Origin of the sequence: Streptomyces sp. SM11, assembly GCF_002910905.1 — a bacterium.
Lineage (GTDB): Bacteria > Actinomycetota > Actinomycetes > Streptomycetales > Streptomycetaceae > Streptomyces.
The window spans coordinates 1-19,302 of sequence record NZ_NEUE01000302.1 but is presented as its reverse complement, the minus strand read 5'-3'; the positions used below and the strand labels follow the sequence as shown (position 1 = coordinate 19,302).

General features: G+C 69.8%; 19 protein-coding genes, 1 pseudogene and 1 riboswitch. Of the genes and pseudogenes, 11 read left to right on the top strand and 9 right to left on the bottom strand.

Going from position 1 to position 19,302, the window contains the following annotated elements; genetic code table 11:
• Positions 1 to 71 precede the first annotated feature (71 nt).
• Positions 72 to 854, top strand: a complete 783-nt coding sequence (locus B9S58_RS34740) for an MBL fold metallo-hydrolase (protein WP_103535849.1) — start codon at positions 72 to 74, stop codon at positions 852 to 854.
• 267 nt (positions 855 to 1,121) lie between these two features.
• Positions 1,122 to 2,417 carry an MFS transporter gene (locus B9S58_RS34735; RefSeq protein WP_103535848.1) on the top strand — a complete coding sequence of 432 codons (1,296 nt, stop codon included), beginning with the start codon at positions 1,122 to 1,124 and terminating at the stop codon, positions 2,415 to 2,417.
• A 326-nt stretch (positions 2,418 to 2,743) separates the two neighbouring features.
• Here B9S58_RS34735 and B9S58_RS34730 read toward each other — a convergent pair whose 3' ends face one another.
• Positions 2,744 to 3,511: a dienelactone hydrolase family protein gene (locus tag B9S58_RS34730; RefSeq protein WP_103535886.1), complete on the bottom strand. Its 768-nt coding sequence runs from the start codon at positions 3,509 to 3,511 to the stop codon at positions 2,744 to 2,746.
• Between the two features lie 125 nt (positions 3,512 to 3,636).
• Between B9S58_RS34730 and B9S58_RS34725 the strand changes: the two genes are divergently transcribed.
• Positions 3,637 to 4,119, top strand: a complete 483-nt coding sequence (locus B9S58_RS34725; RefSeq protein WP_103535885.1) for a MarR family winged helix-turn-helix transcriptional regulator — start codon at positions 3,637 to 3,639, stop codon at positions 4,117 to 4,119.
• A gap of 189 nt (positions 4,120 to 4,308) precedes the next feature.
• Entirely contained in the window at positions 4,309 to 5,685 is a 1,377-nt protein-coding gene (locus B9S58_RS34720) for a serine hydrolase (RefSeq protein WP_103535847.1), read from the top strand.
• Positions 5,686 to 5,781: 96 nt separating this feature from the next.
• Here B9S58_RS34720 and B9S58_RS34715 read toward each other — a convergent pair whose 3' ends face one another.
• Complete coding sequence (locus B9S58_RS34715; protein ID WP_103535884.1) at positions 5,782 to 6,234, bottom strand: GNAT family N-acetyltransferase; 453 nt, start codon at positions 6,232 to 6,234, stop codon at positions 5,782 to 5,784.
• A gap of 53 nt (positions 6,235 to 6,287) precedes the next feature.
• On the bottom strand, positions 6,288 to 6,746 hold the full coding sequence (locus B9S58_RS34710; protein ID WP_103535846.1) for a MarR family winged helix-turn-helix transcriptional regulator: 459 nt from the start codon (positions 6,744 to 6,746) through the stop codon (positions 6,288 to 6,290).
• Positions 6,747 to 6,886: 140 nt separating this feature from the next.
• Here B9S58_RS34710 and B9S58_RS34705 point away from each other — a divergent pair, with 140 nt between their 5' ends.
• A complete protein-coding gene (locus B9S58_RS34705) occupies positions 6,887 to 8,098 on the top strand; it encodes an MFS transporter (RefSeq protein WP_103535845.1) in 1,212 nt (403 codons plus the stop codon).
• A 113-nt stretch (positions 8,099 to 8,211) separates the two neighbouring features.
• Here the strand turns inward: B9S58_RS34705 and B9S58_RS34700 are convergent, their stop codons facing one another.
• The 5 genes and pseudogenes from B9S58_RS34700 to B9S58_RS34680 form a co-directional block, all read right to left on the bottom strand.
• Positions 8,212 to 9,111: a GNAT family N-acetyltransferase gene (locus tag B9S58_RS34700; RefSeq protein ID WP_103535844.1), complete on the bottom strand. Its 900-nt coding sequence runs from the start codon at positions 9,109 to 9,111 to the stop codon at positions 8,212 to 8,214.
• A 4-nt stretch (positions 9,112 to 9,115) separates the two neighbouring features.
• Positions 9,116 to 9,446, bottom strand: a pseudogene (locus B9S58_RS40380) (hypothetical protein).
• Positions 9,447 to 9,564: 118 nt separating this feature from the next.
• The gene (locus B9S58_RS34690; RefSeq protein ID WP_103535843.1) at positions 9,565 to 10,044 is read right to left on the bottom strand and encodes an NUDIX domain-containing protein; all 480 of its coding nucleotides are present in this window, start codon (positions 10,042 to 10,044) and stop codon (positions 9,565 to 9,567) included.
• Positions 10,045 to 10,088: 44 nt separating this feature from the next.
• The gene (locus tag B9S58_RS34685; RefSeq protein WP_103535842.1) at positions 10,089 to 11,213 is read right to left on the bottom strand and encodes a cystathionine gamma-lyase; all 1,125 of its coding nucleotides are present in this window, start codon (positions 11,211 to 11,213) and stop codon (positions 10,089 to 10,091) included.
• Between the two features lie 99 nt (positions 11,214 to 11,312).
• A complete protein-coding gene (locus B9S58_RS34680) occupies positions 11,313 to 11,690 on the bottom strand; it encodes a phage holin family protein (protein WP_103535841.1) in 378 nt (125 codons plus the stop codon).
• An 87-nt stretch (positions 11,691 to 11,777) separates the two neighbouring features.
• Between B9S58_RS34680 and B9S58_RS34675 the strand changes: the two genes are divergently transcribed.
• From B9S58_RS34675 to B9S58_RS34660, 4 genes are all read left to right on the top strand, one after another.
• Positions 11,778 to 12,095, top strand: coding sequence for a cupin domain-containing protein (locus B9S58_RS34675; protein WP_103535840.1), 318 nt, complete (start codon positions 11,778 to 11,780; stop codon positions 12,093 to 12,095).
• Positions 12,096 to 12,243: 148 nt separating this feature from the next.
• Entirely contained in the window at positions 12,244 to 12,459 is a 216-nt protein-coding gene (locus B9S58_RS34670) for a DUF5326 family protein (protein WP_103535839.1), read from the top strand.
• 375 nt (positions 12,460 to 12,834) lie between these two features.
• Positions 12,835 to 13,611, top strand: coding sequence for an IclR family transcriptional regulator C-terminal domain-containing protein (locus tag B9S58_RS34665; RefSeq protein ID WP_308457942.1), 777 nt, complete (start codon positions 12,835 to 12,837; stop codon positions 13,609 to 13,611).
• A gap of 101 nt (positions 13,612 to 13,712) precedes the next feature.
• A complete protein-coding gene (locus tag B9S58_RS34660) occupies positions 13,713 to 14,150 on the top strand; it encodes an SsgA family sporulation/cell division regulator (RefSeq protein ID WP_073768137.1) in 438 nt (145 codons plus the stop codon).
• 21 nt (positions 14,151 to 14,171) lie between these two features.
• On the opposite strand, the gene B9S58_RS34655 is transcribed toward B9S58_RS34660, so the two are convergent.
• Positions 14,172 to 15,506, bottom strand: a complete 1,335-nt coding sequence (locus tag B9S58_RS34655; protein WP_103535837.1) for a YibE/F family protein — start codon at positions 15,504 to 15,506, stop codon at positions 14,172 to 14,174.
• A 70-nt stretch (positions 15,507 to 15,576) separates the two neighbouring features.
• Positions 15,577 to 15,710: riboswitch (TPP riboswitch) on the top strand.
• On the opposite strand from B9S58_RS34655, the gene thiC reads away from it, so the two are divergent.
• Together thiC and B9S58_RS34645 are read left to right on the top strand one after the other, a co-directional pair.
• Positions 15,703 to 17,526, top strand: a complete 1,824-nt coding sequence (gene thiC / locus B9S58_RS34650; RefSeq protein ID WP_103535836.1) for a phosphomethylpyrimidine synthase ThiC — start codon at positions 15,703 to 15,705, stop codon at positions 17,524 to 17,526. It overlaps the preceding riboswitch by 8 nt.
• Before the next feature lie 364 nt (positions 17,527 to 17,890).
• Positions 17,891 to 19,219: an IS110 family transposase gene (locus B9S58_RS34645; protein ID WP_103531105.1), complete on the top strand. Its 1,329-nt coding sequence runs from the start codon at positions 17,891 to 17,893 to the stop codon at positions 19,217 to 19,219.
• Positions 19,220 to 19,302: the final 83 nt, after the last annotated feature.

Sequence of the window (19,302 nt, the reverse complement as noted above, 5' to 3'; positions counted from 1 at the left end):
GACTTGCCTTCATCCGTGATGCCTGGCTATGGTCGACTCACGGTTCAGTCGTATCTATCCGTGAGGTTTTCGTGTCTGTTTCCCCTGCGACCACGCAGTTCCCCGTCCGCGTCTTCGGCGGCCCCACGGCCCTGTTCGAGTACGGCGGCCTGCGCTTTCTGACCGACCCGACCTTCGACGCCCCCCGCACCTACCCCGCGCCCCCCGGCGCCCCGGCCCTGACCAAGACCGCCCCTTCCACCGGCACCCCCGCCGACGTGAGCCCCGTCGACGTCGTCCTGCTCTCCCACGACGAGCACGACGACAACCTCGACAGCGCCGGCCGAGCCCTGCTCGCCGACATCCCGCTCACCCTCACCACCACCGGTGGCGGTGAACGCCTCGGCCACAACGCCAAGGGGCTGGCCGACTGGGAGTCCATCGAGCTGGACCGCCCCGGCGGCGGCACGCTCACGGTGACCGCCGTCCCCGCCATCCACGGGCCCGGCACCCGCGAGGAGGTCGAACCGATCGTCGGACAGGTCATCGGCTTCGTCCTCACCGGCCAGGACCTGCCCACCGTCTACGTCAGCGGCGACAACGCCTCCCTCGACGCCGTCCGGGAGATCGCCGAACGCTTCGCCCCCATCGGCACAGCGATCCTCTTCGCCGGCGCGCCCCGCTTCGCGGAGATCTTCGACGGCGGACTGATCGTCCTGGACAGCGCCCAGGCCGCCGAGGCCACCCAGATCCTCGGCGCCCGCCGCGTGGTGCCCGTCCACTTCGACAGCTGGTCCCACTTCACCGAGGGCCGGGACGAACTGCGGGCCGCCTTCACCGCCGCAGGTCTGGCCGACCGCCTGCAGCTGAACTGAGCAGACCAACCGCAGCCTGCCCGTGGGGGTGTGTCCGGCTCGCCGGGCNNCCCCCACGCCCCCGTCTCCCACGCCCCCGTCTCCCACGCCCCCGTGTCCCACGTCTGCGCCCGCTCCTGCCGACGGATGAGCGCACCATCGCCCGTCCGCATCCACTCATCGAGGCAGCCGACCGACCTCTCTATCTCACCGAGACAGCCGGCCCCTCCCGCCGGCCCGCCAGGTATGCCCACACTCACCTCCGGGCCTGTCCCTCCTGGATCAGCCATGGCTCACCACACGACCGCCCCGAACACCCCCTCCCCCCAACTCACCGCTCCGGGCGGCGGCCTGCCGCACGCCCGTACGCAACAGCGCATCCTCACCGTGCTGTTCGCCTCCCAGGTCCTCAGCGGACTCGGGCTCGCCGCGGGAACCACCGTCGCCGTCCTGCTCGTGCAGGACATGCTCCACTCCACCGCCCTGGCCGGACTGAGCAGCGGCCTGCTCACCGCAGGCTCCGCGCTCGCAGCCATCGCCGTCAGCCACCTCTCCCAGGCCCGCGGCCGCCGCCCCGGACTGGCCGCCGGATACCTCGTCGGAGCACTCGGCGCGGTCGGCGTCATCGTCGCCGCCGTTATCAACAGCCCTGCCCTGCTCTTCGTTGCCCTGTTCCTTTACGGCGCCGGCACCGCCGTCAACCTTCAGGCCCGCTACGCCGGAGCCGACCTCGCCGCACCGGCCCACCGCGCCCGCGCCATCTCCACCGTCCTGGTCGCCACCACCGTCGGCGGTGTGGCCGGCCCCGCCCTCGCCGGCCCCACCGGCAACCTGGCAGAAGTGCTCGGCCTGCCCAGCCTCACCGGCCTCTTCGTCATCGCCGCCGCTGCCTTCACCCTGGCCGCCGTCGTCCTGCTGATCTGGCTGCGCCCCGACCCCCTCCTGATCGCCCGCACTCTTCACACCGACACGGGCATGGGTGCGGCACAGCGAACGAGCGTGCCTGAGGCATCCGCGCCGCGCACCGTACGGCGCGGGCCGAGCCTGAGGCTGGGAGTCCTGGTCCTGGTCCTCACGCAGATCGTCATGGTGGCGGTCATGACGATGACCCCCGTCCACATGCACGCCCACGGCCACGGCGCCGGCGCCTCCGGTCTGGTCATCGCCCTGCATGTCGGCGCCATGTACCTGCCCTCACCGCTGACCGGCCGACTCGTCGACCGCTTCGGCTCCGCATCCATCGTCGTCTGGGCCGCCCTCACGCTCCTGGCCTCCGGCATCCTCGCCGCCACCGCACCGGACGACTCGGTCGCCCTGCTCGCCCTCGCCCTCATCCTGCTCGGCCTCGGCTGGAACTTCGGCCTGGTCAGCGGCACCGCCATCGTCACCGACGCCGCCCCCTTGGCCACCCGTGCCAAGACCCAGGGACTCGTCGACGTCGCCGTAGCCATGGCCGGCGCCGCCGGCGGCATGATCTCCGGCCTCGTCGTCGCCACCACCAGCTACTCCGCCCTGGCCGTCACCGGAGCAGTCATCGCCCTCGTGCTGCTGCCCGTCATCATCGCCACCGCTCGCAAGCGCTGACCGCACTCCGCATCGGACCGATCGCCACGTCGTGGCGTTCAGGGACACCGACATGCTCCTGCCTGGCCGCAGCGGGATCAGAGGGAACTCTGGCCAGAACGCGAACGAAGAACCCGACAGGGAAGTGCACGACGGCGGGCAACGCCTGCGGCACCTGAAGGACGGGGAGAGTGCCGGTCCTACCCGGTCGCCTGGCACGTTCACCTCGCTCACTTGTGTTCATCGTCCCCTCCGGCCGCCGCCGTTCGGCAGCGAGGCCGCGAAGGCTGTCCGGACAGCCATGACGACTCAGCCGCCCTCGTGAGCAGGACGACGGCCCTTCCTGGTCATGTCGCGTGTGGAGCGGGCCGGGTGTGGACGGGCGGCGCCTGCCCTGCACGGGCGAGGAGGGGAAGCAGGCGGTCCCAGTGGTGCCGCAGTCCGGCCGGGTCGAAGGCGTCGGTGTCGGACATGGTGAAGCCGTGGACGGTGCCGGGGTAGATCTCGGAGGTGTAGTCGATTCCTGCGGCGTCCAGGGACCTGTTGAGCTCGGCGAGTGCCTCGGGCGTGATGTCCGTCTCCGCGTGGCCGAAGTGCACCTCGGCGGTGAGACGGCTCAGGCTGTCGGGCCCGTCGGCGGCGACAGGGGCGTGGAACGCGGCGACGGCGGCCACCTGGCCGGGGTGGGCCGCGGCGGTGCGCGTCGCCAGGAGGCCGCCGATGCAGTAGCCGGTCACCGCGACCGGTCCGGCGGCGACCTCGGGCTGGGCCGTGAGGAACCTGAGGTAGGAGTCGGCGTCGCGCCGTACGCGTTCGGCGGTGTGCGCCTCGATCAGGGGCATCAGCCGGGCGACGAGCGCGGACCGGTCCGCATCCCCGATGTGCTCGGGAAGGTCGATGAGTGGCGCCGGGCCGTGCCGGTAGAGGAAGTTGGGGACGAGCACGTAGTACCCGTGTCCCGCCAGCTCGCGGGCCATCTCCCGCAGTACGGGCCGGATGCCGAAGCCGTCCGCGTACATCAGTACCCCTGGATGCCGCTCGCCGTGCTCGGGGTAGGCGGCGAAGGCGTCGGCCAGGCCGTCCTCGGTGGGGATCTGTACTGTCTTGGCGGGAATGGCGGATCTTCCTTCCTGGGAGTTCGCCGTTGACGTTTGTGGCGCTAACGTTCGTCGCACCAACGTTTTCGGCGCGAGTGAACGTACAGCGTCCGTCGGACCGGCGCAAGGAGAGAGTGGACGTCATGGGCGGAGCCGAAACCGTGGGCATTCCCGACGACAGCACTCCTCGGACGCCCGACAGGCTGCGCCGGCGGCCGAGCCGGTTGCTGTCGCAGCTGACCGTGCGGTCGGACCGGCTGATCACCGATGGGCTGGTTCAGGTCGACGCGCGCAAGTGGCACTACGCGGTGCTCGCCTCATTGCAGGAGTACGGGCCGGGCAGCCAGGCCGAGCTGAGCAGTCGCTCCGGCATCCATCGGAGCGACATGGTCGGCGTGCTCAACGAGCTGGCCGAGCGCGGTCTCGTCGTGCGGGTGCCGGATCCCGAGGACCGGCGACGCAACGTCATCACGATCTCCTCCCGGGGCCGTCGGCACCTGTGCCTGCTGGACGAGACGCTGGACGACCTGGAAGGCGAACTGCTCGCGCCGCTGAGCCCGTCGGAACGCGACCAGCTCGTCCGGTTGCTCACCCGCTTGCTGGATCACCACACCGGGGCCGCCTGACCCCACGTCATGGGGCTCTCGTGCCGGCGCGCATGGTTCTGGCCGGCTGGGTGCGCGGTTCGGGGCGGTGGGTCGCCTCCAGGCGGAGTTCCAGCACCGGGCCCTGCCCTGCGCGGGTCTGGAATCCGCCGGCTCGACTCCGCGGAAAAGAGTTCGTCAAGGAGGGGCCCGTCGGGTAGGGGTTGGACCATGACCTCTATCGACGAAGCCCTGCTTCCCAGTACCCGGCGCGCTCTGTTGCACCGCATCGCCGTCGCGCAGCGGGACGGCCGTGCGCCGTCACTCGTCGCCGCGGTGGGGCGACAGGGGCGTACGGCCTGGAGCGGGGCGCGTACGTGCGTCGAGGGGCATGCTCCCGACGCTGATACGCAGTACCGGATCGGCTCGATCACCAAGACGTTCACGGCCGTCCTGGTTCTGCGGCTGCGGGACGAGGGGCTGATCGACCTGGACGATCCCCTGGAGAAGCACCTTCCCGGTACGGGGGCGGGCGGGGTGACCGTCTTTCAGCTGCTGGGCCACAGCGCGGGGCTGGGCGCCGAAGCACCCGCCCCCTGGTGGGAGCGGACGCCCGGTAGCCTGCGGCCCGAGATCGCCGACGTGCTGGGTGACCGGCCGCAGACGCACCCGTCCGGTCATCGCCATCACTACTCCAACCCTGGTTACACCCTGCTCGGTTCGCTGGTGGAAGCGGTACGCGGCATCTCCTGGGAGGAGGCGCTGCGCCGCGATATCCTGGAGCCGCTGGGCATGCACCGCACGACGAGCGGGCCCGTGGCACCGCACGCCGGTGGCTGGGCCGTCCACCCCTGGGCCGACGTCATGCTGAGCGAACCCGCCGAGGACCTCGGGATCATGGCCCCCGCCGGGCAGCTCTGGTCCACAGCGGCGGACCTGTTGCGGTTCGCCGCCTTCCTGACCGAGGGCGACGACCGGGTGCTGTCGGCGTCCTCCGTGCGGGAGATGCGGACGCCCGCCGCACCGGTCGAGACGGGTGGCAGTGGTTACGGTCTCGGTCTCCAGATCGTGGGCGGCGAAGGGCGGGCGCTCTTCGGTCATTCGGGATCGCTTCCCGGGTTCGTCGCCGGCCTCTGGTTCAGCGAGGATGAGGACGTGTCGGCGGTTGTCCTCGCCAATGCCACCTCCGGACTGCCCGCAGCGATGGTGGCCGCCGAACTCCTGGGGATCGTCATCGAGGCCGAGCCGCGGATCCCGGACCCCTGGTGCCCGCTGCCCGAGGTGGACGACGAACTGCTCGCGTTGACCGGGATCTGGCACTGGGGCACCAGCACGTTCACGCTGAGACTCACGGGGGACCGGGGCCTGCAGCTCACGCCACTGGGCGGCAAGGGGCGCGGCGCAGCCTTCACGTATCGATCGGACGGCACCTGGACGGGCCAGAACGATTACTACGCGGGGGAGACCCTGCGCGTCGTACGTAAGGACGACGGCTCGGTGGACCACCTCGACCTCGGCTCGTTCGTCTTCACCCGGGAGCCCTACGAGGCGGGGGCGGCCGTACCCGGGGGTGTGGACGCGGAGGGCTGGCGCGGTCTCGGCGGCTGAGGTCCGGGCAGGGGCGTCCGAGCAACCCTGATCGACGATGCGCCCCGTGGGGGCGGGTGGGTGTTTCACGTGAAACACCCACCCGCCCCCCTCACGTCAGAGCGCCAGTTTGAAGCCCACATGGCTGGCCGTGAAGCCGAGCCGCTCGTAGAAGCGGTGTGCGTCTTCGCGAGTGACATCCGAGGTCAGCTGCACCAACTGGCAGTTCTGGCGGCGGGATTCGTCCACTGCCCACTGGATGAGCTGAGTGCCGAGGCCGCTGCCGCGCTCGTCGCCATGGACGCGGACGCCCTCGATGACCGAGCGGGTTGCGCCACGGCGGGACAGCCCCGGGATGACAGTCAGCTGAAGGGTGCCGACGACCCGGTCCTCGCGAACAGCGACGACCACGTGCTGGTTCGGGTCGTCGGTCAGCCGCTGGAACGCCTGCCGGTATGGGGTGAGGTCGTCCGGGGACTCGCGCTGTGCGCCCAGGGGGTCGTCGGCGAGCATCGCGACCACCGCGGCCAGGTCGTCCGGGGCGACGGGGCGTATTTCGAGATCACTCATGATCGGCATCCTAGGACGGCGGCCCCGGAGGGCGACTCGTCGTTCAGGGCCGGTCAGACCGGGGCCTTCAGCTCTTCGACCGCCTTGACCAGGGGAGCGAGCTCCGGGTTCTCCGCCGCCTCGTCCAGGGCCGTCCGCAGCGCGCTGTCATTCGTCGGCCGGGCGGCCTCCAGCAGCGTGAGCCCGGCCTCGGTGACGTCGGTGTAGATACCCCGACGGTCGGTGTCGCACAGGTAGCGGGTCAGCAGCCCACGGTCCTCGAGCCGGGTGACGAGCCGGGTGGTGGCGCTCTGGCTGAGGACGACGGCGTCGGCGACCTGCTTCATCTGGAGATGTCCGCCGGTGCCGTTGTGCTGTCGGCTCAACACGTCGAGCAGGGAGTACTCGCGTGCGCTGAGTCCGTGGCCAGCCTGGAGTGCCCGCTCGATACGGGCCTCGATCTTCCCGTGGAGCAGCGAGAGGGCGCACCAGCTCTGGGCGATGGTGGTCAGGGCGGGGTCGGTCGCCGTCATTTCTCTCTCCTCCGTACGGGAGCCGCGTGACTCCAGGATAGGGGACATCCGCAATAGCCCGCGCTTGCAAATAAACGGCGTCTGCAATTATTGTGGACGCTCGTAAGGCGCAGACGCAATCTTCAGGGAAGGTGAAACCCATGCCGCTCGCGCTCCTCGCCCTCGCCATCGGGGCATTCGGGATCGGAACGACAGAGTTCGTGATCATGGGGTTGCTCCCCGAGGTCGCTGGTGACTTCCAGGTCTCGATCCCGACCGCGGGTTTCCTGGTGACCGGCTACGCGCTCGGTGTGGTCCTCGGCGCCCCGCTGCTGACGCTGCTGGGCACCCGCATCACCCGTAAGCGCATGCTGATGCTCCTCATGGGGCTGTTCATCGTGGGCAACGTGGTGTCCGCGCTCGCCCCCGTCTTCGGAGTCATGCTCGCCGGACGCGTGATCGCCTCCTTCGCGCACGGTGCCTTCTTCGGCATCGGCTCGGTGGTCGCGGCCGATCTGGTCGTCCCGCAGAAGAAGGCCGGGGCCATCGCCATGATGTTCACCGGGCTCACCGTCGCCAACGTCGTCGGCGTTCCGCTCGGCACGTTCATCGGACAGACCGCGGGCTGGCGGACCACGTTCCTCGTCGTCGCCGCTCTCGGCGTCATGGGACTGCTCGGCGTCGCGAAGCTCGTCCCGGACCAGCCCAGGGCGGAAAGCGTGCGCATCCGCCACGAGCTGGCCGCGTTCCGCAACGTCCAGGTGCTGCTGGCGATGGCCATGACCGTTCTGGGCTTCGGCGGAGTCTTCGCCGCGATCACCTACATCACCCCGATGATGACCGAGGTCGCCGGCTACTCGGCCTCGTCCGTAACCTGGCTGCTCGTCCTCTTCGGCCTCGGAATGGTGGGCGGCAACCTGATCGGAGGCAGGTTCGCCGACCGCCACCTGATGCCCATGCTGTACGTCTCGCTCGGCGCGCTCGCCGTCGTCCTCGGCCTGTTCACCGTGACCGCCCACAACAAGGCCGCCGCGGCCGCCACCATCGTCCTGATCGGCGCCCTGGGCTTCGCGACCGTGCCTCCGCTGCAGAAGCGGGTCCTCGACCAGGCCGCGGGTGCGCCGACGCTGGCCTCCGCGGTCAACACCGGGGCCTTCAACCTTGGCAACGCCCTCTCCGCCTGGCTCGGCGGCCTCGTGATCGCGGCCGGTCTCGGCTACACCGCCCCCAACTGGGTCGGCGCCGTGCTCGCGGCGTCAGCCCTGGTCCTCGCCGTGTTCTCCAGCCTGCTGGAGCGCCGAGGGACCGGCAAGGACCGGATCGTCGCCGGGAGCAGCCTCGAACCGGTCACCATGGCGGTGGCCCGGCACTGAACGCCAGGGGCCGCGGAACAGCCGCACCGAGAATCGGCCGCACCGTGGATCAGCCGCACCGCCCTCGTGCGGTGCGGCTGATCCACGATGCGGCCCGTAAGCCCGTAAGCCCGTCAGCCCGTCGCGACGGTGAGCGGGGCGAACCTGCGGGCGGCGTCTCCCGGCAGGTCCGGGATGCCGTATGTCATCACGGTGGTCCGGGCGAGGGGCTCCAGCCCGCGCTCCGCCAGCCAGCCGAGCAGCTCCTTGTGCCGGGCGTAGACATCGGTACGCAGCGGCCGGTCCGTCGTGGCGGCCAAGGACGCGACCAGGGCCTGCGCGGTGGCCGTGTCCCGCGCGACCAGCGGCCCGACCACCTCGGCGTGCCCGCTCGGCCAGAGCGCCGCGTAGCCGACCAGCTCGCCGTGCTCCTCGGCGACCTGGAGCCGGTCGGAGAAGGCGGGCAGCCGGGCGAGGAGGTGCGTCCGGTCGGTGCCGAACACGGGGAGGTCGAGCCGGACCATCGCCTGCAGGTCGTCCGCCGCGGCCGGGCGTGTGGTCAAGGGCGCGCGGGAGGGAGAGACCACGGCCGAGGCGGAGCCGCCGGAGCCGGGAGCCCCGAAACGGCCGCCGATGCGTTCGGTCCTGCCCACGGGGGAGAAGCCGAGGTCTTCGTAGAGCGGCTGTCCCTGCTCGGTGGCGTACAGCGCGAGCGGGGTGTCTCCCACCGCCTCCATCACGTACCGCATGAGCCGCCGGGCGAGCCCCTGACGTGCGTAGCGTTCGGCGACGAGGAGCATGCCGACCGCGGTGAGGTCGGATCCGTACGGCATGGTCAGACAGGTCCCCGCCAGGCCCTTGCCGTCCGGTGCGTCGATCCCGTACCCGGTGCCGGCCGAGAGGAGCAGCCCCCACCGGTGTTCGTCGCGTGGCCAGCCACGGTCCTCGCAGAGATCGGCGCAGGGGACCAGATCTCCCCGGTTGAGATGCCGGATCGGCAGGTCGACGAGGGAGTGGGGTGATGGGCTGTGCATGGGGTCAGGCTGTCTGACGGGGCGATCGCACGTCCACCGATTTCGCGGAACTGGCCGAGATCCTCAGCCGCCTGCCGCGCCGGGTGGGCCCTCAGGGCTTGAGCACCGAGATCGCGGTAGGTAGGTGGCCGTGGCCACCGACGGCGCGATCACGAGGTCGAAGTCCACCACCTCGTAGGCGACGGCCGCGTTGATGCCGGGGCGCAGAGGTCTCCGGTGAGGAACGAGGTGAGGCCGAGAGCCAGCAGACCGACGGTCAGCCCGAGCCGGCTGACGGAGACGGCGACATGGGCGACGAGGATTCCTCGGCGCACGGGACGCTTGAGTGGTTTCACGTGAAACACGATGCCGGGCCGGACACCCCGGGGCGTCCGGCAGCGGGACTGTCCACGCGTACCGGCCGGGGAGTACGCGCCCCGGCGAGCCCGGGGCGCCTGCCCGGCCCGGGAGACGTCAGCCCAGGTCGGGGGCGTGCATCGCCCGTACGCCTTCGATGTTGCCGTCCAGGTAGTGCCGCAGGGACAGCGGCACGAGGTGCACGGCCGCGATCCCGACCCGGCTGAACGGCACCCGGACGATCTCGTACTCCCCGGTGGGCTCGTCGATCTCCGGGCCGTGCCGCAGGGAGACATCCATCGACACCAGTCGGCAGACGAAGAAGTGCTGGACCTTCACTCCCGTCACGCCGCCGTCCGCGATGTGCTCCACGGTGTCGACGAAGCAGGGGACCACGTCGACGATCTTGGCACCGAGCTCCTCGTCGACCTCGCGGTGCAGCGCTTCGACGACGGTGGCGTCCTCCGGCTCGACCCCGCCGCCGGGCGTGAGCCAGTACGGATCGACTCCCGGCTTCGTACGCTTGATCAGGACGAGATCGTCGCCGTCTAGCAGGATGGCGCGTGCGGTGCGCTTGACCACAGGACGTTCGGTCATGGCAAGAGAGTGGCCCGTGGAGGACCGTCTGAAACTCCCCAGGCCTACCGGACCGCCGTGTCCAGCGCCTGGTCGACGTCGGCGAGCAGGTCCTCGGGGTCCTCCGCGCCGACCGAGAAGCGGATGAAACCCTCCGCTACGGCGTCGCCGCCCCAGCGGCCCCGGCGTTCCGCGGTGGACCGGACGCCGCCGAAACTCGTCGCGTCGTCGACCAGGCGCAGCGCGGACAGGAAGCGTTCCGCGGTGTCCCGGTCGGCCAGTTCGAAGGACACCACGGACCCGAAGCGCCGCATCTGGCGCACCGCGACGACGTACGACGGGTCGGTGTGCAGCCCCGGATACCGCAGCCCGGTGACCCCCGGGCGCCCCGCCAGCGCCTCGGCGAGAGCGAGGGCGGTGGTGCACTGCCGGTCGATGCGCAGCTGGAGGGTGGCCAGGGAGCGGTGCGCGAGCCAGGCCTCCATCGGCCCCGGAACCGCCCCGACGACCTTCCGCCAGCGCCGTACGTCGGCCGTCAGCAGGGGATCGCGGCAGGTCACATGGCCGAGCAGGATGTCGCCGTGCCCGGTCATGCCCTTGGTGTCGCTGGCGACCGAGAAGTCGGCGCCCAGTTCCAGCGGGCGCTGGCCGATCGGGGTGGCCAGGGTGTTGTCGACGGCGACCAGCGCGCCCGCCGCGTGCGCGGCCTCCACCAGCCGCCGGATGTCGCAGACGTCCAGGCCCGGGTTGGACGGGCTCTCGATCCACAGCAGCTTTGCCCCGGTCAGCAGGGCCAGTTGGGCGTCGCCGCCGGTCGGCGCGGTCCGGACCTCGACCCCGTACGCCGCCAGTTGCTCCCGTACGAGCGGCAGCGCCTGGTAGCCGTCGTCCGGCAGGGCCACGGCGTCGCCCGCGCGGACCTGGGAGAGCAGCACCGCGGTGATCGCCGCCATGCCCGAGGCGAACACCGTCGTGCCCACCTCCTCACCGGGAGCCTCCAGCTCGCCGATGGCCCGCTCCAGGTGGGTCCAGGTCGGGTTGGTCTCCCGGCCGTAGGTGTAGGGGCCCACCGGGTCGCCGGAAAGGTGGAAGTGCGCGGCGAAGACCGGGCCGGGCAGCGTGGGTTCGAACTGCTCCGGTGCGGGAAGCCCGGCGCGTACCGCACGCGTACCGTCGCCCATGGTGCTCATGCCTGCTCCTTCACTGATCTCCCCGGCGGTGGACCGGTGTGCCCTGCACTCTTTCAGAGGCCCGGGAAAGGCCTTCCCCGGAGGCCCGGAACCCCGGAATCAGTTGTCGTCGGGCAGGATGACATTGAGCGCCCAGGACACGACCGAGATGATCAGTCCGCCGAGCACCGCCGTCCAGAACCCGTCGACGTGGAAGCTGAGATCGAACACGCCGGCCAGCCAGGAGGTCAGCATCAGCATCAGGGCGTTGACCACCAGGGTGATCAATCCCAGCGTCAGGATGAACAAGGGGAACGTCAGCAGCTGGACCACCGGCTTCACCAGGGAGTTCACCAGCCCGAAGATCAGCGCGACGAGGATAAGGGTGAGGACCTTGCGGCCCGTGCTGCCGCCCTCCAGCGTGATGTTGCCGATCAGCCAGATGGCAACGGCCAGCGCACCCGCGTTGGCGATCGTCTTGACTACGAAATTCTTCATGTGTCTGATCGTGGCAGACATGACCGGTGGTGGACACCGGCAGCACAGGTACAGCCGACAGCGTGGGCACAAGGGGCGGAACGGGCCATGAAGGCATTCAGACTGGACGAGCTGGAGGCGGAGCGCGCCGCCAACGACGGCGCCTACCTGCAGTTCGTGCGGGAACGCAATATGTCCGTCGGCCTGTACGCCCTGGCCGTGGGAGAGCTCGATCCGCAGCTGCCGCACCAGCAGGACGAGGTCTACTTCGTCGTCAGCGGGCGAGCGGCGATCACGGTGGGGATGGAGACGACGCAGGTCGGCAGGGGAAGCGTCGTCTACGTGCCCGCGGGCGTGGCCCACAAGTTCCACCACATCACCGAGGACCTGAGGGTGATGGTCGTCTTCTCGCCGCCCGAGGGCTGAGGAGCCTGGTCCCTGACGGTGTCGGGCGCGCGCGTCCTCGGGGATCCCTAGGGGCTCGATCAGGGGTGTTCAAGGGCTGCCGGCCACCCGCCGGGGGGTTCGCGCCCTTAGCATCGAGGCAAGGACTCAGAGAGACGAGGTAGAGGCGATGGCCGTGCGGGAGATATACGCGGGAATGCCCTGGTGGGTGAAGTGGATCGCGGTGCCCGTCATCGCGATCTTCGTGTTCGGCGGACTGATCGCCAGCGTGATCGGCTTCGTGATCAGCCTGCTCTTCAAGGTGCTGGTCTTCGTCGTCGTGGTCGGCGGGCTGGTCTTCGTCGTCCGCAAGTTCATGTCGTCGTCCTCTCGCGGTGACTGGTAGTACACGGAACGCGGGCCGGCGCGGGGGTCGGCCCGCGTTCCGTCCGGGGCCCGCAGGACGCGGCGCGGCCAGGGCTGATTAGCCCAGCAGAGCTAAGTCCCGGAGGAAACCACCCGTCTGCCGCAGGCGGCCGATACAGTGGCAAACCACTGCCGCCATCCGGAATGTGGCCCTCCGTCACCACATCGATCGCCTGATCGATCCTGGGTACGACAGTCCGGTCGTTGGCCTCCGATCGCCGGCGCCCGGACCGGTCCTCGCCGGTCACGGGTCACCGGATCTCCGGTCCCCTCCGGTCCTCGGGATCGCGGCAGGCTCGTGGGGGCGGCCCCCACGGGAGGGCCGACGGCCCGTCACCATGCCTGGGGGTGACCTTTGACCACGGCATCGAGTACCGCTGTCCCGACGTTGATCGGTTCGGTTCAGCGGGCGTTGAGGCTGCTGGAGGCTGTGGGCGCTCATCGGGACGGGGCTCCCGCCAAGCAGCTGGCACGTGAGGCGGGGCTACCGCTGCCGACCGCCTACCACTTGCTGCGGACTCTCACCCATGAGGGCTACCTCCGCCGCGAGAACGGTGTCTTCCACTTCGGCGCGGCCGCCGAGAACCTGATCGCCGCCCCCGGCGTCAGGAGCCACCCACGCCCCGCCTCCGTCGCCGACTCCCTCGGCTACTGGCGGGACGCCATCGGGGCCCCGGTGTACTGCGCCGTCTACTGCGACGGCGAGATCGAGCTCATCGCGGTCGCGGACGCTCCCGACACCCCTGCGGTGGAGGAGTGGGCCTCGTTCCGGGAGACCGCCCACGCACACGCCATCGGCCAGTGTCTGCTCGCCCAACTCGACGAGAGGGCCCGCGAGGACCACCTCGACCGGCATCCCGTGCGCCCCCTCACCCGTTACTCAGTGCGAGATCGCGCCACACTTCTGGAACGGCTGCGTACCCTCCGACGAGGTGAACCGGTCATCGAACGCCAGGAGTACGCACTGGGGACCGTGTGCGCCGCGATTCCCGTCATGGCCGGTGCCACCATTGCGGCGATGGCCATTTCCGTACCCCTGGACCGCGAAGAACGGTTGCTGCCCGCAGTCGAACAGCTACGTGGCGAAGTCGCCAGCCTCTTGCGTTCGTTCGTGTTCTCTATCAGTATCTGAAAAATCACTCCTTGTGATCTGCTATCGCGTGCACCACGATGGCGTCAATAGGGCCATGGGGGATCATTCCTGGCCAGTTTCATCTACTGCGGGGTTGAACGATGCGCGAGTCGGTTCAAGCAGAGGTCATGATGAGCTTCCTCGTCTCCGAGGAGCTCTCGTTCCGTATTCCGGTGGAGCTCCGGTACGAGGTCGGCGATCCGTACGCCATCCGGATGACGTTCCACCTGCCCGGCGATGCCCCTGTGACCTGGGCGTTCGGCCGTGAGCTGCTGCTGGACGGGCTCAACAGTCCGAGCGGCGACGGAGATGTGCACATCGGCCCGACCGAACCCGAGGGCCTCGGCGATGTGCACATCCGGCTCCAGGTCGGCGAGGACCGTGCGCTGTTCCGAGCGGGTACGGCACCGCTGGTGGCCTTTCTCGACCGGACGGACAAGCTGGTGCCGCTCGGCCAGGAGCACACGCTGGGTGACTTCGACGGGAACCTGGAGGATGCGCTCGGCCGCATCCTCGCCGAGGAGCAGAACGCCGGCTGACCGGGTGTACCCGTCGGCCCGTCATCCCTTCCTGCGACGACGGCCCCGGCCCGACCGCGCGGGCGCGGCCGTAGCCGCCTGTGCGCCGCCGTGCCCCGGACGGTCCGCGGAGACGACCAGCGCGGCGAGCGCCGTGGTCACCGGTACCGAGGCGACCAGGCCGATCGACCCGACCAGCGTGCGAACGATCTCCTCGGCGACCAGCTCGCTGTTGGCCACCGTCCCCACACTGCTCTGGGCGATGGAGAAGAGCAGCAGCAGCGGCAGCGCCGCGCCCGCGTACGCCAGCACCAGGGTGTTGACCACCGAGGCGATGTGGTCCCTTCCGATCCGGATACCTGCCCGGTACAGCCCCTTCCAACCCATCTGCGGGTCAGCCTGGTGCAGTTCCCAGACGGCGGAGGTCTGAGTGACCGTCACATCGTCGAGGACCCCGAGCGAACCGATGATGACACCGGCCAGCAGCAGACCACTCATATCGATGTCCGGGTAGAGGCCGTGGATGAGGCCGGTGTTGTCGTCGGTGTTGCCGCTCAGGCTCGCCCAGCCGATGAACAGGGAGCCCAGCAGCCCGATCAGCAGCAGCGAGATCAGTGTGCCGACGACCGCGACAGACGTACGGGCCGTCACCCCGTGGCACAGGTAGAGGGCCGCCAGCATGATCGCGCTGGCCCCGATCACCGCCACGACCAGCGGGTTCGAGCCCTGCAGGATCGCCGGCAGGATGAACAGGGTCAGCACGGCGAACGACACGGTCAGTGCCACCAGCGCCATCACGCCGCGGAGCCTGCCCACCGCGACCACCGCCAGCGCGAAGATCGCGGCCAGCAGCGCCATCGGAACCTTCCGGTTCACGTCGGTCACTGAGTACTGGAGGTCGCGCGGCGCGTCGGGGGCGTACGCCACGACCACACCCTGACCCTCCTTCAACTGCCGGGGCGCGTCGGGCTGGACCACCTCGACGAACTTGCGGCCCTTGTCGTCGCCGCTGGTCACCTCGATGGTGGCCTTCGCGCACTCCCCTTCCTGCTCGTTGACCGCCTCCCGGCCCGAGGGTGTGGAGGTGTCGCCGGTCGGGGGCACCTGCGCGGCGTTGACGTCCGCGCAGTCGACCTTGACGATTTGGACGACCTTGCCGGCCTGGGTCTGCCGGTCGAATCCGACGCCGGTGCGCTCGTGGTCGGGCGCGCCGCCCGGCCAGAACGCGATCAGGCCGACGACGACCGCGGTCGCGAACGGGATCAGTACGGCGGCGATGACCTTGCGCAGGTGCCGGGAGACCGGAGCGGCCGGCCCGTGGCTGTGTGTGTGGCCGTGGGGCGGCTGAGGCGCGGGGTCGCTCTGGGGGGAGGTCACGGGGCGATCATCGCAAGAACAGGAGGGCCCTCTGGTCAGCTCGCCGGAAAGGACGCTAGCGTGGAGGTACCTTTGCACACGCGGGAGCTCGGAGCACCGGGCTGAGAGGGCGCTGATCGCCGTACATCCGTACGGGACACGCTGCGCCGACCGCCGAACCTGTTACCGGGTAATGCCGGCGTAGGGAGTAGGTCTCATGACCACAGCGGACGCACGCACGCCTGCCTCGAACCAGAACGACGGAACGCCGAACGGTGGCACGACGTCGGGCGACGGGACTTCGAACGACGAGGCCGGGAAGTCCATCGGCTGGCACAAGGGGTACGTCCAGGGCTCGCGCCCGGATCTCCTGGTGCCGGTCCGACAGGTGCACCTCACCAACGGCAAGGACGTGACGCTGTACGACACGTCGGGGCCGTACACCGATCCCTCGATCGACACCGATGTCCGCCGCGGCCTCGCGCCCCTGCGGGAGAACTGGATCATCGCCCGCGGTGACACCGGGGAGTACGCGGGCCGTCCGGTCCGCCCCGAGGACGACGGGCTCAAGCACACCTCGCCGCGCGGCGGACTGCGCAACCTCGACGCCGTGTTCCCCGGCCGTCCGCGCCAGCCGCGCCGCAGCCGCGACGGGCGTCCCGTCACCCAGCTCGCGTACGCCCGGCGGGGAGAGATCACCCCGGAGATGGAGTACGTGGCGATCCGGGAGAACGTGGAGGCCGAGGTCGTCCGCGACGAGATCGCGGCGGGCCGGGCCGTGCTGCCCGCCAACGTCAACCACCCCGAGATCGAGCCGATGATCATCGGCAAGCGGTTCCTGGTGAAGGTCAACGCCAACATCGGCAACTCGGCCGTCTCCTCCTCCATCGAGGAGGAGGTGGACAAGATGACCTGGGCGACGAAGTGGGGCGCCGACACGGTCATGGACCTGTCCACCGGCCGCAACATCCACACCACCCGTGAATGGGTGCTGCGCAACTCCCCCGTGCCGATCGGCACCGTCCCGCTCTACCAGGCCCTGGAGAAGGTCGACGGCCGGGCCGAGGAGCTGACCTGGGAGATCTACAAGGACACCGTCATAGAGCAGGCCGAGCAGGGCGTGGACTACATGACGGTGCACGCCGGCGTGCGCCTGCCGTACGTCCCGCTGACGGCCCGCCGCAAGACCGGGATCGTCTCGCGCGGCGGCTCGATCATGGCGGCCTGGTGTCTCGCGCACCACAAGGAGTCGTTCCTCTACGAGCACTTCGAGGAGCTCTGCGAGATCCTCGCGACGTACGACGTCACCTACTCGCTCGGCGACGGGCTGCGCCCCGGTTCGATCGCGGACGCCAACGACGAGGCGCAGTTCGCCGAGCTGCGCACGCTGGGCGAGCTGAACACGATCGCCAAGCGGTTCGGCGTCCAGACCATGATCGAGGGCCCGGGGCATGTCCCGATGCACAAGATCAAGGAGAACATCGACCTCCAGCAGGAGATCTGCGAGGAGGCGCCGTTCTACACGCTCGGCCCGCTGACCACGGACGTCGCGCCCGCCTACGACCACATCACCTCCGGCATCGGCGCCGCGATGATCGCCTGGTGGGGCACGGCGATGCTCTGCTACGTCACGCCCAAGGAGCACCTGGGGCTGCCCAACCGGGACGACGTGAAGACGGGCGTGATCACCTACAAGATCGCCGCCCACGCGGCCGATCTCGCCAAGGGGCACCCGGGCGCGCAGGAGTGGGACGACGCCCTCTCCGACGCGCGGTTCGAGTTCCGGTGGGAGGACCAGTTCAACCTGGCCCTCGACCCGGACACGGCGCGCGAGTTCCACGACGAGACGCTGCCCGCCGAACCGGCGAAGACGGCGCACTTCTGCTCGATGTGCGGGCCGAAGTTCTGCTCGATGAAGATCTCCCAGGACATCCGGCGGCAGCACGGCGGTTCGCAGGAGGAGATCGAGGAGGGCATGGCCGAGAAGTCGAAGGAGTTCGCGGCCGCCGGCAACCGGGTCTACCTGCCCATCGCCGACTGACAGTGATGATGTTCGTGGTGACGCCGCCGGTGGGTCTGACCCTCCGACTGACTGACGTCTCGACTGTCCTGTCTGGGATTTGTCGGCCCGCCCGGCGTCACCACGCACGCGGCCGGACGGGCGCTTGTGACTTCATAGGAGTCAGCCGTTCACCTGCGGATGACGCCTCGCGGGCGTGAAAATCGGTACGGGGGCTGTCCGCCGACGCCGATCGATGTTTGGGCTGTGAGCCCGCATAGGAGTCTGGTGAGGGAGTCGTCCGAGGGGCCGCACACTGTCGCCTTGAGCACGCCGATCAGCTTCTCCGTTCCCCTCAGGCTCTCCGGGCAGCCCCCGCCCGCGCGAGTACGACAGGGAGTGTGTGATGGAGGAGTTGAGAGAGGATCACGACGACGGAACGGTGGGCAGGGTCGCGGCGATCGACATCGCCAAAGCATCGGGGATGGTCTGCCTGCGCGTCCCGCACGACACCATCGAGGGCCGGCGCGTCCAGCAGGTCTGGAACGTCGCCTCGACCACCAATGCGATCCTGGAACTCGGAGACCGGCTCGTCTGCCAGGGCGTCGAGCGCGTGGTGATGGAGGCGACAGGCAACTACTGGCGCTCCTTCTTCTACCTGCTGGAAGCCCGCGGCCTTCAGTGCTGGCTGGTCAACGCCCGTGACGTGAAGAACGTCCCCGGCCGGCCCAAGACCGACAGGCTGGACGCGGTCTGGCTGGCGAAGCTCGCTGAACGCGGCATGGTCCGGGCCTCGTTCGTCCCGCCCGAACCCGTCCGGCAGCTGCGGGACTTCACCCGCACCCGCACCGTGTTCGTCCAGGAACGCACCCGGCACAAGCACCGAGTGGACAAGGCCCTGCAGGACGCGCAGATCAAGCTGTCCGGGGCCGTCTCGGATCTGTTCGGCCTGTCGGGGCGGGCCATGATGGACGCCATGGTCGCCGGTGAACGCAACCCGCGTGCCCTCGCCGAGCTTGCCCAGGGCAGCCTGGTCAAGAAGAAGGCGCTGCTGGTGGAAGCCCTGACCGGCCAGTTCGAGGACCACCACGCTCGGCTGCTCGGGGTGCTGCTGGCCACGGTCGATCATCTGACCACACAGGTCCACGAACTCGACCGGCTCATAGCCCGGACGCTGGAGGAGATCACCACACCGCACGACGGCACGGGCGCCGATGACGAGCCTGCCGCCCCGGTGAGTGCGCGAGTCCTGGTCGAACGTCTCGATGCCGTTCCCGGTATCGGGCCGACCACCGCGCAGACCATTGTCGCCGAGATCGGCGCGGACATGAGCCGCTTCCCCACCCCCGAGCACCTGGCCTCATGGGCGAAGCTGTGCCCCAGAACCATCCAATCCGGCGCGAAACACACCACAGGCCCGGCCGGACAGGGTAATCCCTGGCTCAAGGGCGCGCTCGGCGAGGCCGCCAACGCCGCCGCCCGCACCGACACCTTCCTCGGCGCCCGCTACCGCAGGATCGTCAAACGCCGCGGACACGCCAAAGCCCTCGTCGCCGTCGCCCGCTCGATACTCATCATCGCCTGGCACCTGATCAACGACCCGGACGCCTCCTGTCAGGAGCTTGGTGCCGACTGGCACCGGCGCCATCTCGACTCCGCCCGCAAGACCCGCGACCTCGTCCGCCAGCTCCAAGCCCTCGGCCACCAAGTCGCCCTCACTCCGACAGCAGCCTGACCGTCCGGTCACCGTCATCCGGTCCGCAGGCGGCCCGGATGCTGCCGCCTGCCCTCCCGAAGGTCGATTTTCCGTTCAGCATC

Bases quoted from the DNA above. Each gene is read 5' to 3' on its own strand.
- B9S58_RS34735 (WP_103535848.1), top strand. From the start codon at position 1,122: ATGGCTCACCACACGACCGCCCCGAACACCCCCTCCCCCCAACTCACC.
- B9S58_RS34725 (WP_103535885.1), top strand. From the start codon at position 3,637: ATGGGCGGAGCCGAAACCGTGGGCATTCCCGACGACAGCACTCCTCGG.
- B9S58_RS34720 (WP_103535847.1), top strand. From the start codon at position 4,309: ATGACCTCTATCGACGAAGCCCTGCTTCCCAGTACCCGGCGCGCTCTG.
- B9S58_RS34715 (WP_103535884.1), bottom strand. From the start codon at position 6,234: ATGAGTGATCTCGAAATACGCCCCGTCGCCCCGGACGACCTGGCCGCG.
- B9S58_RS34710 (WP_103535846.1), bottom strand. From the start codon at position 6,746: ATGACGGCGACCGACCCCGCCCTGACCACCATCGCCCAGAGCTGGTGC.
- B9S58_RS34705 (WP_103535845.1), top strand. From the start codon at position 6,887: ATGCCGCTCGCGCTCCTCGCCCTCGCCATCGGGGCATTCGGGATCGGA.
- B9S58_RS34700 (WP_103535844.1), bottom strand. From the start codon at position 9,111: ATGCACAGCCCATCACCCCACTCCCTCGTCGACCTGCCGATCCGGCAT.
- B9S58_RS34690 (WP_103535843.1), bottom strand. From the start codon at position 10,044: ATGACCGAACGTCCTGTGGTCAAGCGCACCGCACGCGCCATCCTGCTA.
- B9S58_RS34685 (WP_103535842.1), bottom strand. From the start codon at position 11,213: ATGAGCACCATGGGCGACGGTACGCGTGCGGTACGCGCCGGGCTTCCC.
- B9S58_RS34680 (WP_103535841.1), bottom strand. From the start codon at position 11,690: ATGAAGAATTTCGTAGTCAAGACGATCGCCAACGCGGGTGCGCTGGCC.
- B9S58_RS34675 (WP_103535840.1), top strand. From the start codon at position 11,778: ATGAAGGCATTCAGACTGGACGAGCTGGAGGCGGAGCGCGCCGCCAAC.
- B9S58_RS34670 (WP_103535839.1), top strand. From the start codon at position 12,244: ATGGCCGTGCGGGAGATATACGCGGGAATGCCCTGGTGGGTGAAGTGG.
- B9S58_RS34660 (WP_073768137.1), top strand. From the start codon at position 13,713: ATGCGCGAGTCGGTTCAAGCAGAGGTCATGATGAGCTTCCTCGTCTCC.
- thiC (WP_103535836.1), top strand. From the start codon at position 15,703: ATGACCACAGCGGACGCACGCACGCCTGCCTCGAACCAGAACGACGGA.
- B9S58_RS34645 (WP_103531105.1), top strand. From the start codon at position 17,891: ATGGAGGAGTTGAGAGAGGATCACGACGACGGAACGGTGGGCAGGGTC.